Genomic DNA, 20,473 nt, shown 5'->3' with positions numbered 1-20,473 from the left:
TCTCCCTGTTTTAAGCGGCCAGCGCTGCCTTGGCGGCGACCGCACCGGAGCGGAGCGAGCCTTCGATCGTGGCCGGGAGGCCGGTCGCGGTCCAGTCGCCTGCCAGAAACAGGTTCGTCAAATGCGTCACGGCGCCGGGGCGCAGCGCATCCTGCTCGGGGAGGGCCGCGAAGGTGGCGCGTTTCTCGCGGATGATCTGCCAAGGCGGCAGCGTCTCGGGCAAACCGGTGACCTTGGCGACCTCGAGCCATAAGAGGCGGGCCAGATCCTCCCGGGGCATCTCCAGCAATCGGTCAGCATCGCTCACGGTTACCGAAAGTCGGCCGGGAAAGCGGAACAGCCATTCGGCGGTCGCATTGATCATCCCCAGCATGCCGGGAAGCTCGGCCGGAGGCTCGATGAGGAAATGCGCATTGGCGATCGAACGGAACGCCGTCGGCACGCGGAGGCCTGGCAGCAGCAGCGCCGCGACGGGCGCCGGCACCGAAAGGATCACCTGATCGCCGGGCGAGAGCGTGATCGTCTCGTCGCCGAAATCGAGCGTCGTGACGCGTCCGTCGGCGGTGTCGATGCGTCGGAGCCGACGGTCGAACCCGACCGTTACGCCGCGCGCCGCGAGGGTCGTCAGGGCCGGATCGATGAAGGCTTCGCCGAGTCCGTCGGCGGCGATGAGAGGGCGGCAGGCCGCGCCGCCTCTGGCGAGGCTCTCGCGGATGACCGCACCGGCCAGCACGGCCGAGGAGGCGCGCGGTTCGGTGTTGAGGGCCGCGACGAGCAGGGGATGCCAGAGGCGATCGTAGAGCAGACCTTCGCAGCGCATCGTCTCGCCGATGGTGGCCTGACCCTTCGCCCGCATCAGCGACGCGAGGCCGAGGTAATCATACCAGCGCGTGCCGGGCACGCGGCGTGACGGCACGAAGATCCACCATGGTACCGGCCCGGCATTGGGCCGAACCTGCCACCGCTCGCCCGTCGCGAGATCGGCGAAGTCGAAGGCCGCACCGTCGGGTGCGGTCAGCTTGTCTTCGGCACCGATCGTCCGAACGTGCTGTTGCACCGCCTGGTTGCCGGACAGGACGAGGTGGTTGCCGTTGTCGATCGTCAACTTGAGGGTCGCGTCGTAATAGGACCGGCATCGCCCGCCCGCGTGGCGGGCCGCTTCATGCACGAGAATGTTGCGCGTCGCCGGCGCGATCGCGAGCGCGGCCGCGAGACCCGACAGACCGGCCCCGATCACATGGACGGTTGGCTTGCCGTCCTGCATCAAAACAATCCGTGCCGCGCCACGGTCATGATCAGGCGAAGCTTAGGCACACGGGCGCGGGGCCTCGGCGGTGAAAATCCTCTCGCTTCGAGCTTGTCGAGAATGATGCGATACACGGCCGCCATGATCCGAGGTGCCTTGGTGGCAGCGCGGGGCTGGCCCGCCATGATGGCTTCGGCGGCTGTAAAATGGTCGCGCGCGCGCGCCAAAAGCGGCGCGCAGACCACGCCGAGCCGGGGGTCAGCTGCCACGCTTGCTGGATCGGAGGAGCGGATGCCGGCCGCATCGAGCAGCTCACGCGGCAAATAGAGCCGGTTCATCTCCGCATCCTCGTCGATGTCACGCAGGATGTTGGTGAATTGCAGAGCACGGCCCAGATGATGCGAGAGGCGGATACCCGGCTCCCGCGGCAGGCCGAAAATGCGAACCGACAATCGGCCGACCGCACTCGCGACCCGGTCGCAATAGAGGTCGAGCGTCGCCTCGTCGGGGGCCTGGATATCGGCGGCCGCATCCATCTCCATCCCGTCGATGATGGCCACAAAGTCGTCCTGCGCGAGGCCGAATTGGTCCGCGATGATCTTGAGCCCGCGGGTGCGCGGCGCGACGCGGCCCTGGTAGAGCGCGTCGATGTCGGCGCGCCAATCGGCGAGGCCGCGATGCCGCTCATCCCGCGCGCCGCCCTCGTCGGCGATATCGTCGACGGCGCGACAAAAGGCATAAACCTCGAACATGGCATCGCGCTGAGCGCGGGGCAGCAGCCGCATCGCCGTGTAGAACGAACTCCCCGAGGCCTGTGCCGCGACCGGCGCGGTAGTGTCGACCGCGCTCATGACCGCTGCACTCCAGGCCGTGTCGTTGGCTTGATCGATCCGCCCGTCCATCGCTTCAACGCGACCGAGGCACAGCCGGCCAAGGCCACGCCAAGCATGGCGGATTTGCCGAGATGCACCTTTTGGCTCAACGGATCATGCGTTTTCAGGATCGTGGTGAGCCGCCGCGCCAGAGCCGCGATGCAGGCGATCTCCATGCTGAGCCGAAAATCCCCGATCATCCGGGGCAGGGATTCACCCTCGTCCAGCAAGCCGTCCGTGCGGACCGCCAGATCGCGAAAGCACCCCATCAGCGCTACCGATGCGGTCGGCTTGGCGAGCGCGTCGTCCCGCAAACCGGCCGCCGCCAGCATATCCTGCGGGATGTAGACCCGGTCGAGATCGCGGTAATCCTTCCCGCAATCCTGCAGGTGGTTGATGATCTGCAGCGCCGCGCAAATGGCGTCCGACGCCGGCCACGTCGTCTCGCTTTCGCCATGGACATCCAGCACGAAACGTCCGACCGGCATGGCCGACAGGCTGCAATAGTGGATCAACTCCGCCCAAGTGGCGGTGCGGCTCTTCACGACATCGAGCCGGAACGCCGCGAGCAGATCTTGTGCGTGTTTGGGGGATAGGCGTCGTTCGGCCAGCACCCGTCGCAGCGGCAGCGCCACCGCCTCGCTATCGGTTTGCCCGAGCAACGACGCTTCCATGGCGTCGAGCAGTGCGATTTTCTGATCCGGCGTGAGCGTCGCATGATCGGCGACGTCGTCGGCGGCGCGGACGAAATGATAGAAGGCCATGATGGCGGGTCGGTGCCGCGCCGCGATAAGATGGGACGCGACGGGAAAATTCTCGTCCGTGTGGGTCTTCCCCGAGGCAACGTCGGCAGAAGTCGTCATGAGCGTGTCGGCATCGGCTTTCGCCTTCCCTGGTCGAGATATCGACGCCGGTCTACCCGGCAAGGCAACCCGTCGCCCGATTGCGTGCGCGTTTCTACTCTCACGGCCGTTCTGAAGATAGTCCGCTGCATGTGTCGTCAGGACCGCTTCCCAGAAATGTGGCCGGCCTCACGAAACCAGGCGACCGCATCGGCCAAGGCTTGCCGGTAGGGTCGCGCCCGATAGCCAAGCTCGGCTTCCGCCTTCGCGGAGGAGAAAAACATGTGGTATTTCGCCATCCGCAGCGCATCGACCGTGGCGAAGGGCTCTCGCTTGGTGATGCGCGCGATCGCCTCGGCCGCATAGGCGAACGGATAGATCGCCTGACGCGGCAGCGTCACGGTCGGGGGCTTGCGGCCCATCAGGGCCGCGATATCGGCCAACATCTGCCCGAGCCCGACATCCTGCCCACCAAGAATGTAGCGCTGCCCCACCACACCGAGACGGCATGCCGCGAGATGGCCGGCCGCGACGTCGTCGACGTGAACGAGGTTCAACCCTGTGTCGATGAAGGCCGGCATGCGGCCGCTTGCGGCTTCGACGATGATCCGACCTGTTGGGGTCGGTTTGATGTCGCGCGGACCAATCGGCGTTGACGGCAGCACGATCACGGCCGGGAGCCCGTCGTCGGCGACCATGCGTTCGACCAACCGTTCGGCGAGCGTCTTCGACCGCTTATAGGCGCCGATGGCCCGAGCGGGATCCTGCGGCGCGGTTTCGTCCACCGGAACGCCATCGAGCCGCAGCGCCAGGGTCGCGACGCTGCTGGTGTAGACAATCCGCTCGACGCCGGCCGCGAGTGCCGCCTGCATGACGACGCGGGTCCCCTCGACATTGGCGCGGACGATCTCCTCGGGGTCAGGTGCCCAGAGGCGATAGTCGGCCGCCACATGGAAGAGGTGGCCGACCCCACGCAAGGCGTTGGCCATGGCGGCGGGATCGCGCAGGTCGCCTTCGACGATCTCGAGATCGAGCCCCTCGAGATTGCCGCGCGGGCTGGTCGACCGCACGAGCGCACGCACGGGGTGGCCGGCGTCGATCAATTGGCGGGCGACGGCGGACCCGACGAAACCGGAGACGCCCGTCACCAGGATGGGCGCCGTCATGACGAACCGCCGACGCCGAACGAAGAAGCGGCCATGCGAACCGATCGTTTGAGGGGAGCTTGGACCTGCGCATGGTATCGGTCGCAGGACCGCTCGAACGACCGTGCTCTAATCAATCGCGCAACGCTCGACAAGTTTTCGCAAGCTTGGGCAGGCCGTCGACCTTAAAAATCATCGGTCGGCTGCACCACTTCGATCGCGAAATCGGTCCCCTCCCAATGTTTGGCGTCAGTCCAGTAAAAGGTGAAATCGACCCAGCCGCCGACCGGGACTGCGGAGACGTCCAAGATCGCGACATGCAAATGAAAGCTGGTGGCCCAGGTGTCGGTGTCATGCACCGTGGCCCAACCATCGATGCTCCAATGCACCCGGGCTGCCGCCAGCAACGACAGCCGAAGCTTCATGCCGACGTCGATCTTGGTGGCTCGGCTATTAAACCGCCACACCCGGAGCGTCGAGCGCCGCTTGCCATCGCTATAGCGCTTGGCCACCTGCGCGGGCATGTCGAAAATCTTGCCGTCCCGCAACGATCGCAGCAGCTTGACGTGTTCTCCATGCGCCCAAACGAGCGGCATGGCTGAACCGGCCGGTTTGCCCTTGAACAATTCGCGGTGTGGAATGTCGTCGCTATCCCAGCTCTGTTCCGGCAGAAAGCCGCTGTCGTTGGCGGATTTCTCGACGGTTTCGAGGAGGCGGCGCGCCTCGGCGACGTTGCCGAGCGCCAGTTCGTAATGAGCCCGTTCGCCGGCCATCAGCGGCCAGGCCCGTCCAATGCCCGTTCCGTCGAACGGGGAGCCGTCGGCATGTTCCCCATAGCCGTCGGAATTGTAGCGGTGCCACAATGGCCCCTGCGGCAGATCCACCTTGAGCAGCTTGTCGATGACCTTGACGGTGTCGAGAATGCGCGGATCGTCGGCGGCACGAAGGCCGAAGCGAACCAGCGCCAAGGCATCCGGGCTGATGACCTCGGACGCGATTTGGCGCATCTGCGCTTCGGGGACATTCTTGATGTCGATCGACCCACTGACGGGACGCTCCGATTCCGGCGTGCCGGCCGGCGAGATCCGCACGTAATAGCCCGCGACCCCGGCGGCTTCGGCGAGCGGTGTCTTGGTGGCGTAAGTCCAGCGTTCGATCGAATCGTTCCACAGGTCAGCGGTATCGAGGAGGTAGCCCGCATCCTCCTTGTGGCCGAGCCGCTCCGCGATATCGGCCGCCACCACGAGAGCCGCGATCTCAACCGCGAGCGTGAAGGGCGAATAGCCGCCGTCTTCTTCCCAACGGTCCTGACCCGTCACCGGTCCGTTGAGGATGATGTAACGGGCGGCGTGACGGACCATCGGCCAGAAGCGGTCGAAATCGCCCTCGAGCAGCGCGCCTTCGCGCTCGGCCATGTCGACGAGGATGATCGGGAAGGCCGTCTCGTCCATTTGGATGCCGTTCCAATAGGCGAGGCCATCCAGCCACATGTTCTGCGGCCAGTGGCCGTCGTCTTCCTGCGTGGCCTGCAGGTAGGTCAGCACGCGGCGGGCCTCCTGGTGGGCCCCGATGGCAAGCAGCGCGGTCGCGGATTCGACGAGATCGCGCGGCCAGACCAGATGGTAGCCACCAAGGTCGCCGTCGCCTTTGCTGAACCCCCACGGAATCGAGAGGCTGGCGATCATGCCACCCGCGAAACTCTTCGATTCATGCGTCCGCAACACGGCGGTGGAGACGCGATAGGGGTCGTAGCCGAGGTTCTTCGGATCCGTCCGGTCGAGGGGCACGAGGTTTTTCTGCCACGCTTGCCACGCCTCCACATAGCTGGCCTCGGCGAGCGCGTAACCATCCATGATGCTGCTGCGGGCGCGGAACCCGGCCTCCGACTTGTCGCGGCCGAACGCGACGGCGAGCACCACCGTATCGGTGTCCCGAAAATCAAGTTCTCCCGTGAGCGCGACATTGCCGTCCGCCGCCCGGGTATAGCCATCGTTCAAAACGAAATTTTGCGACAGGATGGTGTGTCCGTCACTTTCCTGGACGAAGCCGACCGACAGGGCGCGAAAGCGCGTCGACGCCGCGAGCGCCATGGTGAGCCCTTTGCCCTCCGCGAAGAGCATCGGCCATCCTTTCACGCTGTCGACCGTGCCGGTATTATGGGCACCCGCATTGACGAGATGCGGGGCCGCGAGCGCAAAGATCCGGTAGTCCGCTTTGGTGCCGACAAGCGCCTGGAACCGGATCTGCTGCAGCACGACATCCCGCTCCGGATCGGCGATGATCCGCTTTTCGATCACGTAACGTCCATCGCGGCTGCGATTGGTGACGATGTAGCCCGGGACGCCGGGGGCGATCTGCCGGACCTCACTGTCGGTCGCGCGCTTCTCCTCCGAGAAGTAATGCGTGCCGTCGGTGACGATCAGCCCGAGATCCCGCAGGCAAGCTTCGTCAGGTCTGGGGAAGTAGATCTCGTTCAGAATGCCGTGGCTGACCGTGAAACTGACCCGGCTGACGCCCTGGATCGCGGCCCCCACGCCTGTCTTGGCGCTGGATGTCCAGCGTGGCTGGATTCCGGGATGGCCTGGTGCGTCGCGGCTGTCGGTCATGAGGCAACTCTGAGGTCTGGGGCATCGGTCTGAACCTTACCGAGAGCCTAACCTAGAGGCGGCATATCTCGAAATGGTGACCCCAGAGCGCGATGGCCGCTATCGGTCCTCATTATGCAACCAATTTGGGCGGAAACCTGTATAGACCGGATGATGCGTATTCTACTTGTCGAAGATCACGAGGAAATCTGGGACTTCCTGTCGCGGCGTCTCAAGCGCCGTGGCTATGATGTCGTGCTCGCGACCGATGGCCAAAGCGGCGTCGACAAGGCTGTGTCCGACAAACCCGACGTGATCCTGCTGGATATGAACCTGCCGATCATGGACGGCTGGACCGCGGCCGGAACCATCAAATCGAATGCGACCACCAAGCATATCCCGATCATCGCCCTGACGGCGCATGCCATGTCCGGCGATCGCGAAAAGGCCATCGCGGCGGGGTGCGACGATTACCACCCCAAGCCGATCGACTTTACCAAGCTCATCGAGCAGATCGAGGCGCTCGGGAAATCCGCCTAGCGATCGATCAAGCGGTTCTTCAATCCTAAGCGGCCGTCTTCATCGAGCGCGGACGACCACGTTTGCGTGGCGCCTCCGCGGCCAAAGCCGCCTGGGGAGCTTCTTCCATATGGGTCGGTGCCGTGGTTGCGACCTCTTCGAGAGCATCGTCGCGTTTGCGCCCGAGACCCATTTGGCGCGCCAGACTTGATCGGGCCGAAGCATAGGCAGGAGCCACCATCGGATAGTCGGGGCTCAGACCCCACTTCGTCCGATACTCGTCGGGCGACATATTATAGGCGGTGCTGAGATGACGCTTCAGCGACTTGAACTTCTTGCCGTCTTCCAGGCAGATGATGAATTCGTCGGTGATCGACTTTTTGACGGGAACAGCCGGAGCTTTCGCTTCGGCGACGGGCTCTTCCACTTTCTGTTCCGCCGCTTTCACCAACGACGTGTGAACAGCCTCGATGAGGCTGGGCAATTCGCTAACTCGCACGGCGTTATTGCTGACGAAGGCGGAGACGATATCGGCAGCGATTTGGATATAGTCTTCGGTAGAGGCTGATTCGCTCATCTCGATCTCCGTTGCTTGAACCGAGATAAGGGCGCCAGAGTAACAACGCAAGCAGGGTCAAGCACAATTTGCGAAGATCTGCTTGCCTTATCCCCCGTATTACTATGGCGGAAACCGAGTGACCCTGGGCCAGCAATCCCGCCAAACACCCACTTCGGGTTGATGGCGCGTGTCGATCGGATAAGCCATCCACGATCGATCTGCGTGAAAAGTGGTACCACCACCCCGGCTCGAACGGGGGACCTCTAGATCCACAATCTAGCGCTCTAACCAACTGAGCTATGGCGGCCAACACAGGAAACGCGTTCTAAAAGCAAAGCCCGCGAAGCGCAAGGCCGAGTTTGCATCATCGCCGACGAACCCCTGGCGCTCGCCGATGCGCGATGGCAGAGCGACCCTCGATACGAAAAATGCCGCCTTTCGGCGGCAGACTTCAGAGTGTAACGACGGGCGGGTCGTCCAAGCCGGTGTCATGCCGTTTGGGCAAGCAATCGAGTTCGGGGCGACCCGTTGTCTGTCTTTGCCTTACTTGGCTTCGGTCGCGTTGTGAACGGCGCCCTGGATCGACGAGCCGAGTTGCTTGGCCTGTTCCTGGATGGTCGTCATCTGCGTCCGCAGATATTCGGACTGGATCGACAGGACTTCCTGCACATCCTTGGCGCGAACGAGGCGCTGAGCATGATCGAAAGCCGAGCGGATGTTTTCTTCAGCGAAGCCCATCGCCTTGCCGCCGACCGCCTTGGCATTGTTCTGCACCGACGATGTGCTCTCGTCGACCTGACCGACAGCCTTCTGGGCCGCTCCCATGAAACCTTCGAACGCCTTGCGGGCCTGATCGACGCTCTTTTCAGCGAAGTCGCGCATCTCGTTGGGGATCTCGTAATTCGAAGACGTCATCGTAAAACTCCCTGCACAGGCGCTTCGACATTGAAGCCGCCGCTGCGCGCGGCCCCTCTCAATGACAAGGACCTTGCGCGTCACCTCCATAATGCACCAATTGTTGCAGTGCAACGTCATTGTGCACTGCACCATGACGGCGAAAGCCGTTCATAACTGCGGCAGCACGTAGATAGACGCTTGGGCGAGGTTGCCAGTTCCCCTAACAGTTTGTTAAGTATGACATTCAGTAAAACTCGAGTCATTCTTGGGTGATGCTGGCGGTTGGTCGGTATGCGCTGGCCGGGAGTAGGTGGCCTCAGGCATGAGCTCAGAAACGGTCGAGCCGTCGCTTAGCGGCGATGACGTGAAACGCGTCGTGGCGGGTCATAGCCGCGCGGGCGACGACGTTCCGGCCGGTGCGCTTTGGATCCTTGCTGGTTTACCGCTGCGTGTCGTCTGGGCCAATCGCGCCGCCATCGATCTGGTGGGTCGCGACGATCCCGATGCTGCTCTCGATTATCTCGGCGGACCGGACGGTGAGGCGATACGCCGTCGTTTGATCGCGTTACCGGTCGATCACTCCCGCAGCCTCGAACGTCTCCGCATCGGGTCCGGGTCGCGGTCGCGGAACGCGACCCTCGCGTTCACACGACACCTGCTCGCGTCCGGCGAGGTGGCCTATGGTGTGCTGCTGCCCGGGGCGCCGGATCGCCGTCATGGTGCGGATAATGCGCTCTCGCTCCCCGCGTTACCCGAGTCGTCTGCCGCTCCGCTCCCCGTCCCCGAGGATGCCCCTTCGACGGCAGAGCAGGGCGAGCCTCGCGCGTTGGCGCAAGAGCGAGCCGCGCCCGACCTGGCGGAGCCGCAGGTCGAGCCGCTCGACATGCCTGACGCGCTGCAGGCTCGCTTGGCGGCGCAGCCTTCGTCGCGGTTCCGATGGCAGACCGACCGTGAGGGTCGCGTGGTCGATATGTCGGGAGGGCTTGCTGACCTCTTCGGCATGAATGTCGCGACATCGCTGGTCGGACAATCCTTGGCCAAATCACTCGAGGCGCTTGGGTGCGATCCCGATCGCAAGCTCGCTACGGCATTCACGTCCAACGCGACGTGGAAGGGGCTGACGCTTCCATGGCCGATCGTCGAGAGCAAGCTTGCCGTGCAGGCGACGCTCGGGGCCGTGCCGCTCGTCGATCAGGCCGGCGACCCGAATGGATTTCGCGGTTTCGGCGTGGCCGATCTGACCGCCGTGTCGCGTGCTCCGTCGCCCGATACGGCCTCTCTCGATTCTGCCGCAACAACCCCGCTTTCGAACAGGGACGCCGGTTTGTCCGTTCCGCCGGACGATGAACCGTCGAGCGACAGTGTGCCTGCAGCAACGGGTGACGAGGGTTCGATCACCCCGGCGGCCCTTGCGTCTCCGGACAATAAGGCCGGGCCAAATCTGCCCGATCCACAAGAATTGTCTGCCGAACCGCATCAAAACTCGTCCTATTCCTCGAAGGTCGTCGCCTTGCGGCCGAACCAATGGCTCCAGCAGGCCAGTGGCGCGCCGGCTCCGGTCCGTGATCTTCTCGGGAGCGAGATGGCGCCTTGGTCGGGCCCACCCAAGCCGTTGGATCCGGTCGACGCTTGGACCGAGGACGCCCGAAGCGATCTCTCGTCTCTCGAGCGGTCTGCTTTTCAGGAAATCGCGCGAGCTCTCGGGGGCAAGGTCGACGACGAGCCCGTGTTGCCCGACACCATCGCACCGGTCGTTTCAGAGCGACAGACTCTGCTCGATGGTCTGCCGCGCGAGGCGCTCGACGTCATCGAGCAGCTTCCGGCTGCCATTCTGCTGATGGATGCGGATCGACCAATTTACGTCAACCAGACCTTCCGCACCCTGACATCCTACGCGTCCCCCGAGGCTTTGGCCGAGGTTGGTGGATTGAGACATCTGCTGGGCGGACTGGATCTTCAGCATGTCGAAGCGGGCGCGCAAGATCGGGCCTTCCCGATCACCGACGCGGCCGGACAGATCGTGGCGGTCGAGGGACGTGTGCAGCCCATCGCGCTTGGCGACCGACCTCTGTTGATGGCGAGCTTCCGGCTCGCCACGGATCGGATCTTCAAACTCCAAACCTTGGAATTCGAGCTTCGCCGCCGCGATGCGGAAGCGGCCGAGGCGTCGCAGATCCTCGATCTCGTCTCCGACGTGGTGGTGGTGCTCGACCTTGAGGGCCGTCTCCGCAAGATGAACGCCGCTGCAGAACGGCTGTTCGACTGCGTCGCCAACGAGGTCGCAGGCCAATCAATCACGCGTCTGCTCGAACCCGAGAGCCACGCGGCCTCCCTCGAGGTGATCGCGAACCGCTCGTCGGGCGACGCCGACGGGCCGGCGTCCATCGAGGTCGTTGGCCGGACGCGAGGCGCGCCCTCGAGCGTGAACATGAGCGCGAAATCGATAGGATCGACGACGATCTGCGTCCTTTTTCACAGCGCGACGGTCGCGACGGCGGCGACGCAGGACCTCGCGGCGGCGCAGCGCGACCTCGACCTCGAGAAAGCCAGCAAGTCGGACTTCTTGGCCAAGGTCAGCCACGAGGTTCGCACACCGCTCAACGCCATCCTCGGCTTTACCGAAGTCATGCTGGACGAGCGTTTCGGGCCGATCGGTAATCCGCGCTACACGGATTACCTGCGGGACATCCACGAAGCGGGAGCACATGTGATGCATCTCGTCAGCGATCTTCTCGATCTGTCGAAGGTCGAGGCGGGGCGGCTCGAGATGAGCATGGCGGCTGTCGATGCCAATCGCGTCGTCGGCGAGTGTGTGAGCCAGATGCAGGCGACGGCTCACCGCGAGCGGGTCATCATGCGCCTGTCGCTCGCGTCCCGCCTTCCGGCCGCGCTCGTCGACGAGCAGGCGCTTCGACAGGTCGTGACCAACATCTTGTCGAATGCCGTGAAGTTTAACGAGCCCGGCGGGCAGGTGATTGTCTCGACGGCCGTGAACGACGCCGGTGATGTCGCGGTTCGGGTTCGCGATACGGGCGTCGGCATGTCGGATGACGAGATCGGAATGGCCATGGAGCCGTTCCGTCAGATGGCGACCTCGACGGTGCGGGGCGGTAGCGGGCTTGGGCTTCCGCTCACCCGCGCGTTGGTCGAGGCCAACCATGCGTCTCTCACGATCAAGAGCCGCAAACATGAAGGCACGCTGGTCGAGATCGTCCTGAAAGCTTTGCCGGCCGAGCCGATGCGGATGCCAGCCGAGTAAAGACGGCAACCGGGCGTTGGCGACGTCGCGCCAACAGAAAGCGCGAGCGTCAGGTTATCGCGATCGTCAAGTTGCTTTCAGGTGCTGACGCTCCTGCACGGACGATCGGCGTCTCAGTTTGACGGGACGACCGCCGGGTCAGCCCGTGCTTCGGCCGGGGCGCCGACCGTGTCGATGCCGTAGACATCGTCGCGGAAGTTGGCGACGCCGTCGCCGTTGGCCCATCCGGTCAAGTAAACCCAGGACACCGGAACGGCCTGCTTCAGGCGCACTTCCTCATGCTGCCCATCGGCGATCCGGGCCTCGATGGCCTCGCGGCTCCACAGTCCATCCGGTGCGCCGAGGCTATCGCGCAGCAGCCAAGCCGCGAGATCGTAGACGCCCTGAACCCGCACGCAACCATGCGAGAGAAACCGGTAATCGCCGCCAAACAGGTGCTTGGCGGGCGTGTCATGCATATAGACGGCGTATTTATTCGGCATGTTGATGCGGATGGATCCGAGCGAATTGGCTTTTCCCGAATCCTGCCGAAGCGTGTAGTTGACCGCCCGCTGGCTCTTCCAATCGATCGACGCCGGATTGACCGTGTTGCCGGCATTGTCGAGGACGCGGATTTTCTCGCGCGCGAGATAACCCGGATCCCTCTGCATCTTGGGAATGATCTCGTTCTTGATAATCGAGGTCGGGACCGTCCAGGTCGGGTTCAGATTGACCGCGACGACTTTGGCATCGACTTCCGGCGAGGCATGTTCGGCATTGCCGACGACTGCCACGTAACGATGCACGACTTGTCCATTCTCGACCGCCTCGACCGAGGCCGATGGGAGGTTGACCACCACATAACGTTCGGGGAACGAGAAATTCCGACCCGCAAGCCGCTGCGCGCTCGATGCCAGTTCGGTGAAGCGGGTTCGGGCCGAGACGTTCAGGGCTTTTAACGTGGCGCCGGCCACGACGCCATTGTCCTTCAATCCATGCCTGATCTGGAAGCGTTTGACCGCACTCGTCAGGTCAGGTGTCCAACGGGTGTCGAACATGCTTGGCGATTCTTGCGGATTGACGCCCGCTCCGGAATGACCGACCGCATTGAGGTCGCCTTCAATAGCAAGACGCAGACGCAGTGTCGAAACGGGGCGACCCTTGCTGCTCGGTGACAGCGGTCCTTCGATCACCGGCCAACCGCCCGCGTCCGCGATTGCGGCATAGCGCTCAGACGCTTTTGCGGTTGCGAAAAACGTCTCCGGGGTCAACGTCGGATTCGGGTCGGTCGATAAAGCGGTTTCACGCGGCGGTGCGATCGGCACCTTGCGCTTCGGCTTCAAGGCTGCAGCCACGGGCGGGGCGACCGGTGCTGCGAGGGTCGCTGGCGGAACCGATGCGGCCGTGCCTGGAATTGCCGGCTGAGCCGGAAGCGCAGGGGCGGGGATCAGGGCGGGCGCTTCGGTCTTTGCGGCGGGAGGGGCGCTCGGAGCCGGCACCGGAGCCGCCGTGATCGGGGCGGGAACGCTAGTCGCTTGCGCGAAAGCATGGCCGCCAATCGCCGTCGTGGAAAAAACGGCCGCAAGGGACGCCAGTCCGACGGACGACGACCAGATCTGTTTCCGGAAAGCGAGACCCATCATGCGGCGCAAGACCCAATGCGAGAAAGGTTGGTGACGATAGCTTTAAGCGCGCAACCGAGAAGCTGCAGGCTTAAAGCTATGTCTAGCAACGGCCAATGCCACAGATAGGTCTTGAATAAGGTACTTCCGTGACTTTGGCTGATTCTCGGACGGTGTTGCTTATTGAGCGGGGGTCGGCGTCGTTGCGGGTGCAGGTGCAGCAGGCGTCACGACAGCAGCGGGTGTCGGCGCAGCAGCGGGTGTCGGCGGATTTGTGGCGGCCGACGCATCGACCGGCGGAAGATCGGTCACTTTCAGATTGCTGAACTTCCACGTATCGACCTGATCCTTCTCGGATTGAGCCCGCATGCCGATCTGTCCGCCGCCCTCCGGCACCTGGCCTTTCACGGTCTGAAACTTCGCCCCGTTGATGAAGGTCGTGATGCTGTCGCCGCGGGTCTGCACCTCGAGCACGTTCGTCGAGCCGGCTGCCCGCTTGATGTTGGTATCCTGCCGCCACGGGATGACGTCGATCCACTTGCCCTGCACCTTGCGGGTGATCTCGGCATAACCGCTCGGGGTGATCATGAACATGTAGTAATTGTCATAATCCTGTGCCCAAAAAATCGGGCCAGCCATCGTATTGTCGGAGTTCGCCACGACGTTCGGCATGCGCGACGACAGGCAGAAGTCTGCGTCGCTGAACAACAGACCCTTGTAGATCAGCAGGTTCGAAATATCGGGTTGAGCCTTGACCTTGACCTTGCCGTCCTCGACGGACACGTCCGGTGAATCAAGGCCCCAGCTTGCATCGACCTCGCGGAAATTGTCGGTGAAAAGTGTTTTGGGCCCGTTGCACGCGAATGCCGGCGCTGAAACCACCGTAAGGGCCGCGATCACGCAGGCTTTAACCTTCATCGACATAAAGTCTCCCCTTCGCTCGCGCCCATAAACCGACGCCGCTCGCCCGGCCGTCGGCCATGGATGCGAGCCCACAGCATCTCTAACGCACAATCCGGCGTTCGGTGGCAAAGTGACGGTCGGCGCAGCATCTTCTCTCTTGGGTGTCGCCTGACAGCAACGCGTCGACTCGAAAGCATTCGCTCAAAGATGGGGCGTCCGCGCCGCTTGAACCGTCCAATCTAAAACGACCTTGCCGCAAGCGCCCCGGTTCATCAGATCGAAGCCTTGCTCAAAATCGTCGGCACCAAACCTGTGGGTGATGACGCCCCGAACGTCGAGACCACTCTGCAGCATCGCCAGCATCTTGTGCCAGGTCTCGAACATTTCGCGTCCGTAGATGCATTTGATGGTGATCATCTTGAACACCAGTTTGCTCCAGTCGACCGGAAACGGCTTCGCCGGCAGACCCAGCATGGCCAGCTTTCCACCCATCAGCAGGTTGTCGGTGATCTGTTTGAATGCCGCCTCGGAACCGCTCATCTCAAAGCCGATGTCAAAGCCTTCGCGCATCTTCAGCCGATCCATAACCGATCGCAGATCCTCCTTCGACACGTCGACCGGCGTGCAGTCGGCCACCTCGCTCGCGAGAGCGAGACGGGTGGGATTGACGTCGGTGATGACGACATGGCGCGCGCCGACGTGGCGCGCGATGGCGGCCGACATGATGCCGATCGGTCCGGCGCCGGTGATCAAGACATCCTCTCCGACGAGATCGAAGCTGAGGGCCGTGTGCACCGCGTTGCCGAGCGGATCGAGAATGGCGCCGAGTTCGTCATCGACATCATCCGGCAGAGCCACGACGTTGAAAGCCGGAACCTTCACGAATTCGGCGAAAGCGCCGGGGATATTGACGCCGATGCCGCGTGTCTCGGGATCGAGATGAAACTTCCCGGCCCGACTGGCCCGGCTGCGATGGCCGATCACATGCCCTTCGCCCGACACGCGCATCCCGACCGCGAGACCTCTGACGGCGCTGCCGACCTCGACGATCTCACCGGCAAACTCATGTCCGACCACCATCGGCACCGGGATAGTCTTCCGGGCCCATTCGTCCCACCGGAAGATGTGGATATCTGTGCCGCAGATGCCCGTCTTGTTGACGCGCACCAGCACATCGTCCGCCCCTATCGTCGGGACCTCCTCGTCACTCATCCAAATTCCCGGTTCTGCCTTGGCTTTGACGAGCGCTTTCACATGGATCTCCGAGCCGGTGACGATCGATGCCTTGGTCATACTCCGATCCAAGGCGAGGCCGCAAAGACTGGATCGCGGTGCGACGAGCGATCACCTTTTTGGCACGGTCGAGCCGTGGATTGACCCGCTCTCGTCCGAGGCGGCTCTAGGCGGAGGTGAAGGCTGTCCCTATGGTCCAGCGCATGAAAAAAGACCTGCCTGATCGCGTCATTGTCCTCACCGGAGCCTCGAGCGGCATCGGGGCTGCCTTGGCGGCACGCCTCGCCGCCTATCCGCGCGCCGTTCTGGGGCTCGTCGGGCGCGACGCCGGCCGGCTCGAGACCGTCGCCGCCCTTTGTCGCGTTCGCGGTGCCACGGTCGAGACCGCGACGCTCGACACGCGGGATCGGGCCGGGTTGGCCGAATGGGTTGAAGCCTTCGATGGCCGCCACCGGATCGACTGCCTCATCGCCAATGCGGGCATCTCGGCCGGCGCGCTGGAGGGCGGACATCCCGAGCGCGGCCAGCAGGTCTATGATATTTTCGACGTCAATCTGGTCGGAACCCTCAACCTTGTCATGCCGATGCTCCCGCGAATGCAGGAGAGGCGGCATGGGCGGATCGTGCTGGTCAGTTCGCTCTCGGCCTATGCGCCGTTGCCGGATGCTGCGGCCTATAGCGGCAGCAAGGCTGCGCTGCTGACGTTCGGGCTCGCGCTTCGGCAGGTTTCGGCCGCGCAGGGCGTCATCGTCAACGTGGTCTGTCCGGGCTTCGTGACGACGCCGATGTCCAAGACGTTCGGGGGATGGAAGCCCTTCGAGATCAGCGCCGACCAGGCAGCGGAGCGCATCGTGGCGGGCCTCGCCCGAAATCAGGCCACCATCGCATTTCCCTGGACCTTGGCGACGGTCTCGCGGTTGTCGCAATTCGTGCCCGAGCAGGTGCTGCGGCGGGCCATGACGCTGTTTCAAGTCTCGGCGAAACGTCGCAGCTGAAAAGACCCGCCGGACGTAGAGGTCTGGCTAGTAGGCGCTCGATTCCTGAACCGAGGCGGAGCGACGATCGCGCGCGATGTCGGAGGCTTGACGCGCGCCGGCCGCGCGAGCGGGTTCGATCGCGGGGAGCGGACGGCGACCGTCGCCCTCGAGAGCGCGGAGATGCAGTACCATCGTGACCGAATTGACGATGAAGAGCGTGAACAGCACCGTTCCGGTGACCAGCAGCGCGATGTCGTAGCCCGACACACCCGGAAGCGCGAGATGGTAGCTATCGCCGCCCTGAATGATCATCCAGACCGTGATGGCGACGAAGACCATCCGAAGTTCGGTCGGCCCGAGCGCGATGAAGGACAGTTGGAAGGTGCCGGTGACATGGTTTTTCAGGAAAACATGAATCGCGAGGATCAGATAGGCCACCACGACATACATCGCGACATCCATCCGGGCGAAGGAGCTCAGCCCCATGCCGCCCACCATCAGAACGATGCAGAAGACGTCGAGCGAATGGTCGAGAAAGTAGCCGTAGCGCGGACGTGAGACATTGCGGTACCGCGCCAAGCTACCGTCGAGCGAATCGCCGAACCAGTGAATGACGTAACCGAGAGCGGCGATCCAGAGAAAGTCGACGTTCGAGCGACCGGCCACATAGCCAACGACGACCAGAACAGCGCCGAAAACGCCGAAGGCCGTGAGATGGTCGGACGAGACCTGCTCCGGCATGACCGAGCAAGCCCAGTTGAGGAAACGCCGCTCTTGCCGGGCGACAATGTTGCCCTGAATCCGCTTCATCGGCTGCATGTGCTGGGGAACCCCTTGGCTTCAACCGCGCCGTAATCGCAACGATAGGCCGTGCCAGAACCGTTTTGTCAAAGCACAAGAATGACGGCCCGGTCGCCCGCGAGGGCTAAATGCTTCTAAGCACAAACGAAAACCCCCTGTTGCATCGCCGCAACAGGGTTGAAGTTTCGCGTGGACGTGGGTCCGACTAGCGGAGTGCCGTCGAAAGGCTGGCCCCCGTCGAGACCGGCGACGCAACCAGATTGAAGATCTGGAAGGCCTTCGTGGCTTCCGTGATCGGCGCGTTTGAGACGAACACGATGTCCTTGTTGAACACCGGGAAGCCCTGAGCGACGAACAGGCTTGCCGGGTCGCGCATGTCGAGCCGATAGACGACGGGCACCCAGCCGTTGACCGCCAAGGTCGTATTCGGGCGAAGCGCGCGGGCGATGGCCGGCGGCTCGTAGCGGAAGACGAACACGCCCGATGGGTCGGCGCGCTGATCCTGCAATCCGCCAACCTTGGCGATTGCCTCGGACAGGCTGATCGAGTCGGCCTCGAACGGGACTTTCTGGCTGTAATTCGTCGCACCGTAGGCGAGGAAATATTGCGGGTCGCGGACGAGGGTGAGAACGTCCCCAGGCCGCATGAACACGTTTTCGCGCGGATTGCTGACCACGCGGGTCATCGGCACCGAGACGGTCGTGCTCCCACGAGACAGGCGAACCACGGTCTCGTTGACAGGCGCGCGGACGCCACCGGCGGTCGCGACCACATCGAGAATGCGGTCCCCCTTGGCCGTGAGGGGCACCCGGGCACCGGCCGCGACCTCACCCGTCACCGTGACGGTATTGCTGATGGGGCGCGAGACGTTGACCAGCACCTGCGGCTGAATGGCCTTGCCCTCGAGCGCCACTTCGATCGTGTGCTGAACGGCTTCGGTCGTCTGACCCTTGACGTTGATGCGACCCGCGTAAGGCACCGAGATCGTGCCGTCGCGACCAACCGCTTGATCCGGAATGGTCGAGCTCTTCGCCCCGGTCGAAAAGCGATCCGTCATGAGCGGAGCAGAGAACAAGCCGTTGGCGCCGGCTTCCCAGATCGTCACGGTCACATAGTCGCCGACACCGATGCGGAGATCGGCTGAGGGTCGGTAATCGCCGAAGTGAGACGAGAACCCATCCGGGGCACGACGCCGCAGGACCGAAACGGCGGCCGAGTCGATGTCCACGATCTCGTAACGGCTCGGCCCTTTTTCGTCGCCGTTGAGCTTCGATTGCTGCAGCACGTCCTTCGCGGATGGTCCATCGCTCGGTAAAGACGAGCAGCCGGCCAACACCGAACACAGTGCGAGCAACACCATCGGACCACGAACCATCAAGCTAGCCTCACTTCATTTGCCCGACCGTGGTCGAACGCCGCGCATGGCGTGTAGCATTTTATAGGCTTCTCACACAAAGGTCCCTAAAGCATGAATCCGTTCAGTGTGGCCGAGAAGCCAAAACAAGGCCACCAAGTGTGACTTATTTGACGCGCCGATAAAATCAGTTGCGGGGGCATGCTGGAACGTCAACCTTTACTGCAGTACGATCCTTCTTCGCGAGAAGGAATGAGTAATGGGTCGAAGTAGTCAAAGCGCGCTGCCCGTGAATGCGCGGCAATCTCTGGAAAAGCTTGTTGCCACACGACGTGGCGCCGATGTCTTCGAACCTGAATTGCCGACGGTCTCGCGTTTTCATGCTATGACCGACTTCACCACGTTGCCTGGCTACCAGGAGGTGAAGATCCAACGATCCGCCGCCGAAACGCTTGGGATCGACAATCCATTTTTCCGTACCCATTCGGTGCGGGCCGGGGCCACGACCGTCATCGACGGCGCGACCTACGATAATTTCTCCTCCTATGATTACCTTGGCCTGAACGGTCATCCGTCGGTTGGGATCGCCGCCAAAGGCGCGATCGACGACTATGGCACCTCGTCGTCGGCAAGCCGCGTCGTCGCGGGAGAGCGACCGGTCCACCAGGAGCTCGAGGCAAAGCTCGCGGCCCACTACGGACAGGAGGCCTGTGCGGTCTTCGTCAGCGGCCATGCGACGAACGTGTCGACCATCGGCGCCCTGATGGGGCCGCGCGACCTAATTTTGCACGATCAACTCGCGCATAACAGCATCATCATGGGGGCGACGATGTCGCGCGCGGAACGTCGCTCGTTCGCGCATAACGACATCGCGTCGCTCGAACAGCTTCTTGTCTCGCTCCGCCCGCAGTTCAAACGGGTGCTGATCGTGGTCGAGGGTCTCTACAGCATGGACGGAGATGTGCCGGATCTCGCGGCGCTGATCGCTCTCAAGCATCGCCATGGCGCCTGGTTGATGGTGGACGACGCGCACGGGCTCGGCGTCCTCGGACATGACGGCGCAGGTCTGTTCGAACACGCCGACATCGACCCGCGCAGTGTCGATATCTGGATGGGCACGCTATCGAAGACCTTGTCGAGCTGCGGCGGCTATATCGCCGGCTGCGCGGCCTTGATCGAGTTTCTGAAATGCACGTCGGGCGGCTTCGTCTACAGCGTCGGTCTCCCGCCGGCGATGGCGGCCGCCGCTTCGGCCGCGCTCGATGCGCTCCATGCTGAACCCGAACGTGTTGCCCGGCTGAGGGAGAACGGAGCGCTGTTCTGCCAGGTCGCGCGCGAGCACAATCTCGATATCGGCACGACCACCGGCTTGGCCGTTATCCCGGTCATCGTCTATGATTCGCTGGTCGCGGTGGTGCTCAGCCAGAAAATGTTCGAGCGCGGCGTCAATGTTCAGCCAATTATTCATCCGGCTGTTCCGGAGCGAACCTCCCGGCTCCGTTTCTTCATCACGTCGGAACATACGGCCGAACAGATCCGCCGCACGGTCGCGATCGTCGCCGAAGAACTCGCCGCGGTCGGCGATAGCCGCGCGATCCTCAAACGCTTGAAGTAAAAAATCTCGCTTACGGCACGTGATGGCATGAGCGGATCGCAGTTATAAAAAAAAAGCCTGATCTC

Annotated in this window: 16 protein-coding genes and 1 tRNA gene; 4 read left to right on the top strand and 13 right to left on the bottom strand. The window is 63.2% G+C overall.

What is annotated here, in order from left to right:
* Nucleotides 1-10 precede the first annotated feature (10 nt).
* The 5 genes from hpnE to EY713_RS02250 form a co-directional block, all read right to left on the bottom strand.
* Nucleotides 11-1,264: a hydroxysqualene dehydroxylase HpnE gene (gene hpnE / locus EY713_RS02270; protein ID WP_131113375.1), complete on the bottom strand. Its 1,254-nt coding sequence runs from the start codon at nucleotides 1,262-1,264 to the stop codon at nucleotides 11-13.
* Nucleotides 1,264-2,097 carry a presqualene diphosphate synthase HpnD gene (gene hpnD / locus EY713_RS02265; RefSeq protein WP_131113374.1) on the bottom strand — a complete coding sequence of 278 codons (834 nt, stop codon included), beginning with the start codon at nucleotides 2,095-2,097 and terminating at the stop codon, nucleotides 1,264-1,266. The genes hpnE and hpnD overlap by 1 nt, the downstream gene beginning before the upstream one ends.
* Nucleotides 2,094-2,981, bottom strand: a complete 888-nt coding sequence (gene hpnC / locus EY713_RS02260) for a squalene synthase HpnC (RefSeq protein ID WP_131113373.1) — start codon at nucleotides 2,979-2,981, stop codon at nucleotides 2,094-2,096. Before hpnC ends, hpnD begins: the two co-directional genes overlap by 4 nt.
* Nucleotides 2,982-3,118: 137 nt before the next feature.
* Nucleotides 3,119-4,126, bottom strand: coding sequence for a hopanoid-associated sugar epimerase (hpnA, locus tag EY713_RS02255; RefSeq protein WP_131113372.1), 1,008 nt, complete (start codon nucleotides 4,124-4,126; stop codon nucleotides 3,119-3,121).
* 164 nt (nucleotides 4,127-4,290) lie between these two features.
* A complete protein-coding gene (locus EY713_RS02250) occupies nucleotides 4,291-6,711 on the bottom strand; it encodes a glucan 1,4-alpha-glucosidase (protein ID WP_131113371.1) in 2,421 nt (806 codons plus the stop codon).
* 150 nt (nucleotides 6,712-6,861) lie between these two features.
* Here EY713_RS02250 and EY713_RS02245 point away from each other — a divergent pair, with 150 nt between their 5' ends.
* Nucleotides 6,862-7,230, top strand: a complete 369-nt coding sequence (locus EY713_RS02245) for a response regulator (protein WP_131113370.1) — start codon at nucleotides 6,862-6,864, stop codon at nucleotides 7,228-7,230.
* A 25-nt stretch (nucleotides 7,231-7,255) separates the two neighbouring features.
* On the opposite strand, the gene EY713_RS02240 is transcribed toward EY713_RS02245, so the two are convergent.
* The 3 genes from EY713_RS02240 to EY713_RS02230 form a co-directional block, all read right to left on the bottom strand.
* Complete coding sequence (locus EY713_RS02240) at nucleotides 7,256-7,786, bottom strand: Ros/MucR family transcriptional regulator (RefSeq protein ID WP_131113369.1); 531 nt, start codon at nucleotides 7,784-7,786, stop codon at nucleotides 7,256-7,258.
* Between the two features lie 212 nt (nucleotides 7,787-7,998).
* A tRNA-His gene (locus tag EY713_RS02235) sits at nucleotides 7,999-8,075 on the bottom strand.
* A gap of 236 nt (nucleotides 8,076-8,311) precedes the next feature.
* Complete coding sequence (locus EY713_RS02230; RefSeq protein WP_131113368.1) at nucleotides 8,312-8,683, bottom strand: phasin; 372 nt, start codon at nucleotides 8,681-8,683, stop codon at nucleotides 8,312-8,314.
* Between the two features lie 304 nt (nucleotides 8,684-8,987).
* Here EY713_RS02230 and EY713_RS02225 point away from each other — a divergent pair, with 304 nt between their 5' ends.
* Nucleotides 8,988-11,924 carry an ATP-binding protein gene (locus EY713_RS02225; protein WP_131113367.1) on the top strand — a complete coding sequence of 979 codons (2,937 nt, stop codon included), beginning with the start codon at nucleotides 8,988-8,990 and terminating at the stop codon, nucleotides 11,922-11,924.
* Nucleotides 11,925-12,037: 113 nt separating this feature from the next.
* Here EY713_RS02225 and EY713_RS02220 read toward each other — a convergent pair whose 3' ends face one another.
* The 3 genes from EY713_RS02220 to tdh all read right to left on the bottom strand — a co-directional run bounded on the left by EY713_RS02220 (nucleotide 12,038) and on the right by tdh (nucleotide 15,721).
* Nucleotides 12,038-13,546 carry a L,D-transpeptidase family protein gene (locus tag EY713_RS02220; protein WP_210215302.1) on the bottom strand — a complete coding sequence of 503 codons (1,509 nt, stop codon included), beginning with the start codon at nucleotides 13,544-13,546 and terminating at the stop codon, nucleotides 12,038-12,040.
* Nucleotides 13,547-13,705: 159 nt separating this feature from the next.
* Nucleotides 13,706-14,449, bottom strand: a complete 744-nt coding sequence (locus tag EY713_RS02215) for a hypothetical protein (RefSeq protein WP_131113366.1) — start codon at nucleotides 14,447-14,449, stop codon at nucleotides 13,706-13,708.
* A 180-nt stretch (nucleotides 14,450-14,629) separates the two neighbouring features.
* Nucleotides 14,630-15,721, bottom strand: coding sequence for an L-threonine 3-dehydrogenase (gene tdh / locus EY713_RS02210; RefSeq protein WP_165490997.1), 1,092 nt, complete (start codon nucleotides 15,719-15,721; stop codon nucleotides 14,630-14,632).
* A gap of 143 nt (nucleotides 15,722-15,864) precedes the next feature.
* On the opposite strand from tdh, the gene EY713_RS02205 reads away from it, so the two are divergent.
* Nucleotides 15,865-16,656: an SDR family NAD(P)-dependent oxidoreductase gene (locus EY713_RS02205; protein ID WP_245572859.1), complete on the top strand. Its 792-nt coding sequence runs from the start codon at nucleotides 15,865-15,867 to the stop codon at nucleotides 16,654-16,656.
* A 27-nt stretch (nucleotides 16,657-16,683) separates the two neighbouring features.
* On the opposite strand, the gene EY713_RS02200 is transcribed toward EY713_RS02205, so the two are convergent.
* Complete coding sequence (locus EY713_RS02200; RefSeq protein WP_131113365.1) at nucleotides 16,684-17,457, bottom strand: CDP-alcohol phosphatidyltransferase family protein; 774 nt, start codon at nucleotides 17,455-17,457, stop codon at nucleotides 16,684-16,686.
* Nucleotides 17,458-17,644: 187 nt separating this feature from the next.
* Nucleotides 17,645-18,814, bottom strand: coding sequence for a polysaccharide biosynthesis/export family protein (locus EY713_RS02195; protein ID WP_131113364.1), 1,170 nt, complete (start codon nucleotides 18,812-18,814; stop codon nucleotides 17,645-17,647).
* A 238-nt stretch (nucleotides 18,815-19,052) separates the two neighbouring features.
* Here EY713_RS02195 and EY713_RS02190 point away from each other — a divergent pair, with 238 nt between their 5' ends.
* Nucleotides 19,053-20,408: an aminotransferase class I/II-fold pyridoxal phosphate-dependent enzyme gene (locus tag EY713_RS02190; RefSeq protein WP_131113363.1), complete on the top strand. Its 1,356-nt coding sequence runs from the start codon at nucleotides 19,053-19,055 to the stop codon at nucleotides 20,406-20,408.
* Nucleotides 20,409-20,473 lie beyond the last annotated feature (65 nt).

The organism is Lichenihabitans psoromatis (assembly GCF_004323635.1).
Taxonomy (GTDB): domain Bacteria; phylum Pseudomonadota; class Alphaproteobacteria; order Rhizobiales; family Beijerinckiaceae; genus Lichenihabitans; species Lichenihabitans psoromatis.
Note: the sequence above shows the minus strand (reverse complement) of the source record. Positions and strands in the feature narration are given on the sequence as shown.

Bases quoted from the DNA above. Each gene is read 5' to 3' on its own strand.
- hpnE (WP_131113375.1), bottom strand. From the start codon at position 1,264: ATGCAGGACGGCAAGCCAACCGTCCATGTGATCGGGGCCGGTCTGTCG.
- hpnD (WP_131113374.1), bottom strand. From the start codon at position 2,097: ATGAGCGCGGTCGACACTACCGCGCCGGTCGCGGCACAGGCCTCGGGG.
- hpnC (WP_131113373.1), bottom strand. From the start codon at position 2,981: ATGACGACTTCTGCCGACGTTGCCTCGGGGAAGACCCACACGGACGAG.
- hpnA (WP_131113372.1), bottom strand. From the start codon at position 4,126: ATGACGGCGCCCATCCTGGTGACGGGCGTCTCCGGTTTCGTCGGGTCC.
- EY713_RS02250 (WP_131113371.1), bottom strand. From the start codon at position 6,711: ATGACCGACAGCCGCGACGCACCAGGCCATCCCGGAATCCAGCCACGC.
- EY713_RS02245 (WP_131113370.1), top strand. From the start codon at position 6,862: ATGATGCGTATTCTACTTGTCGAAGATCACGAGGAAATCTGGGACTTC.
- EY713_RS02240 (WP_131113369.1), bottom strand. From the start codon at position 7,786: ATGAGCGAATCAGCCTCTACCGAAGACTATATCCAAATCGCTGCCGAT.
- EY713_RS02230 (WP_131113368.1), bottom strand. From the start codon at position 8,683: ATGACGTCTTCGAATTACGAGATCCCCAACGAGATGCGCGACTTCGCT.
- EY713_RS02225 (WP_131113367.1), top strand. From the start codon at position 8,988: ATGAGCTCAGAAACGGTCGAGCCGTCGCTTAGCGGCGATGACGTGAAA.
- EY713_RS02220 (WP_210215302.1), bottom strand. From the start codon at position 13,546: ATGATGGGTCTCGCTTTCCGGAAACAGATCTGGTCGTCGTCCGTCGGA.
- EY713_RS02215 (WP_131113366.1), bottom strand. From the start codon at position 14,449: ATGTCGATGAAGGTTAAAGCCTGCGTGATCGCGGCCCTTACGGTGGTT.
- tdh (WP_165490997.1), bottom strand. From the start codon at position 15,721: ATGACCAAGGCATCGATCGTCACCGGCTCGGAGATCCATGTGAAAGCG.
- EY713_RS02205 (WP_245572859.1), top strand. From the start codon at position 15,865: ATGAAAAAAGACCTGCCTGATCGCGTCATTGTCCTCACCGGAGCCTCG.
- EY713_RS02200 (WP_131113365.1), bottom strand. From the start codon at position 17,457: ATGCAGCCGATGAAGCGGATTCAGGGCAACATTGTCGCCCGGCAAGAG.
- EY713_RS02195 (WP_131113364.1), bottom strand. From the start codon at position 18,814: ATGGTTCGTGGTCCGATGGTGTTGCTCGCACTGTGTTCGGTGTTGGCC.
- EY713_RS02190 (WP_131113363.1), top strand. From the start codon at position 19,053: ATGGGTCGAAGTAGTCAAAGCGCGCTGCCCGTGAATGCGCGGCAATCT.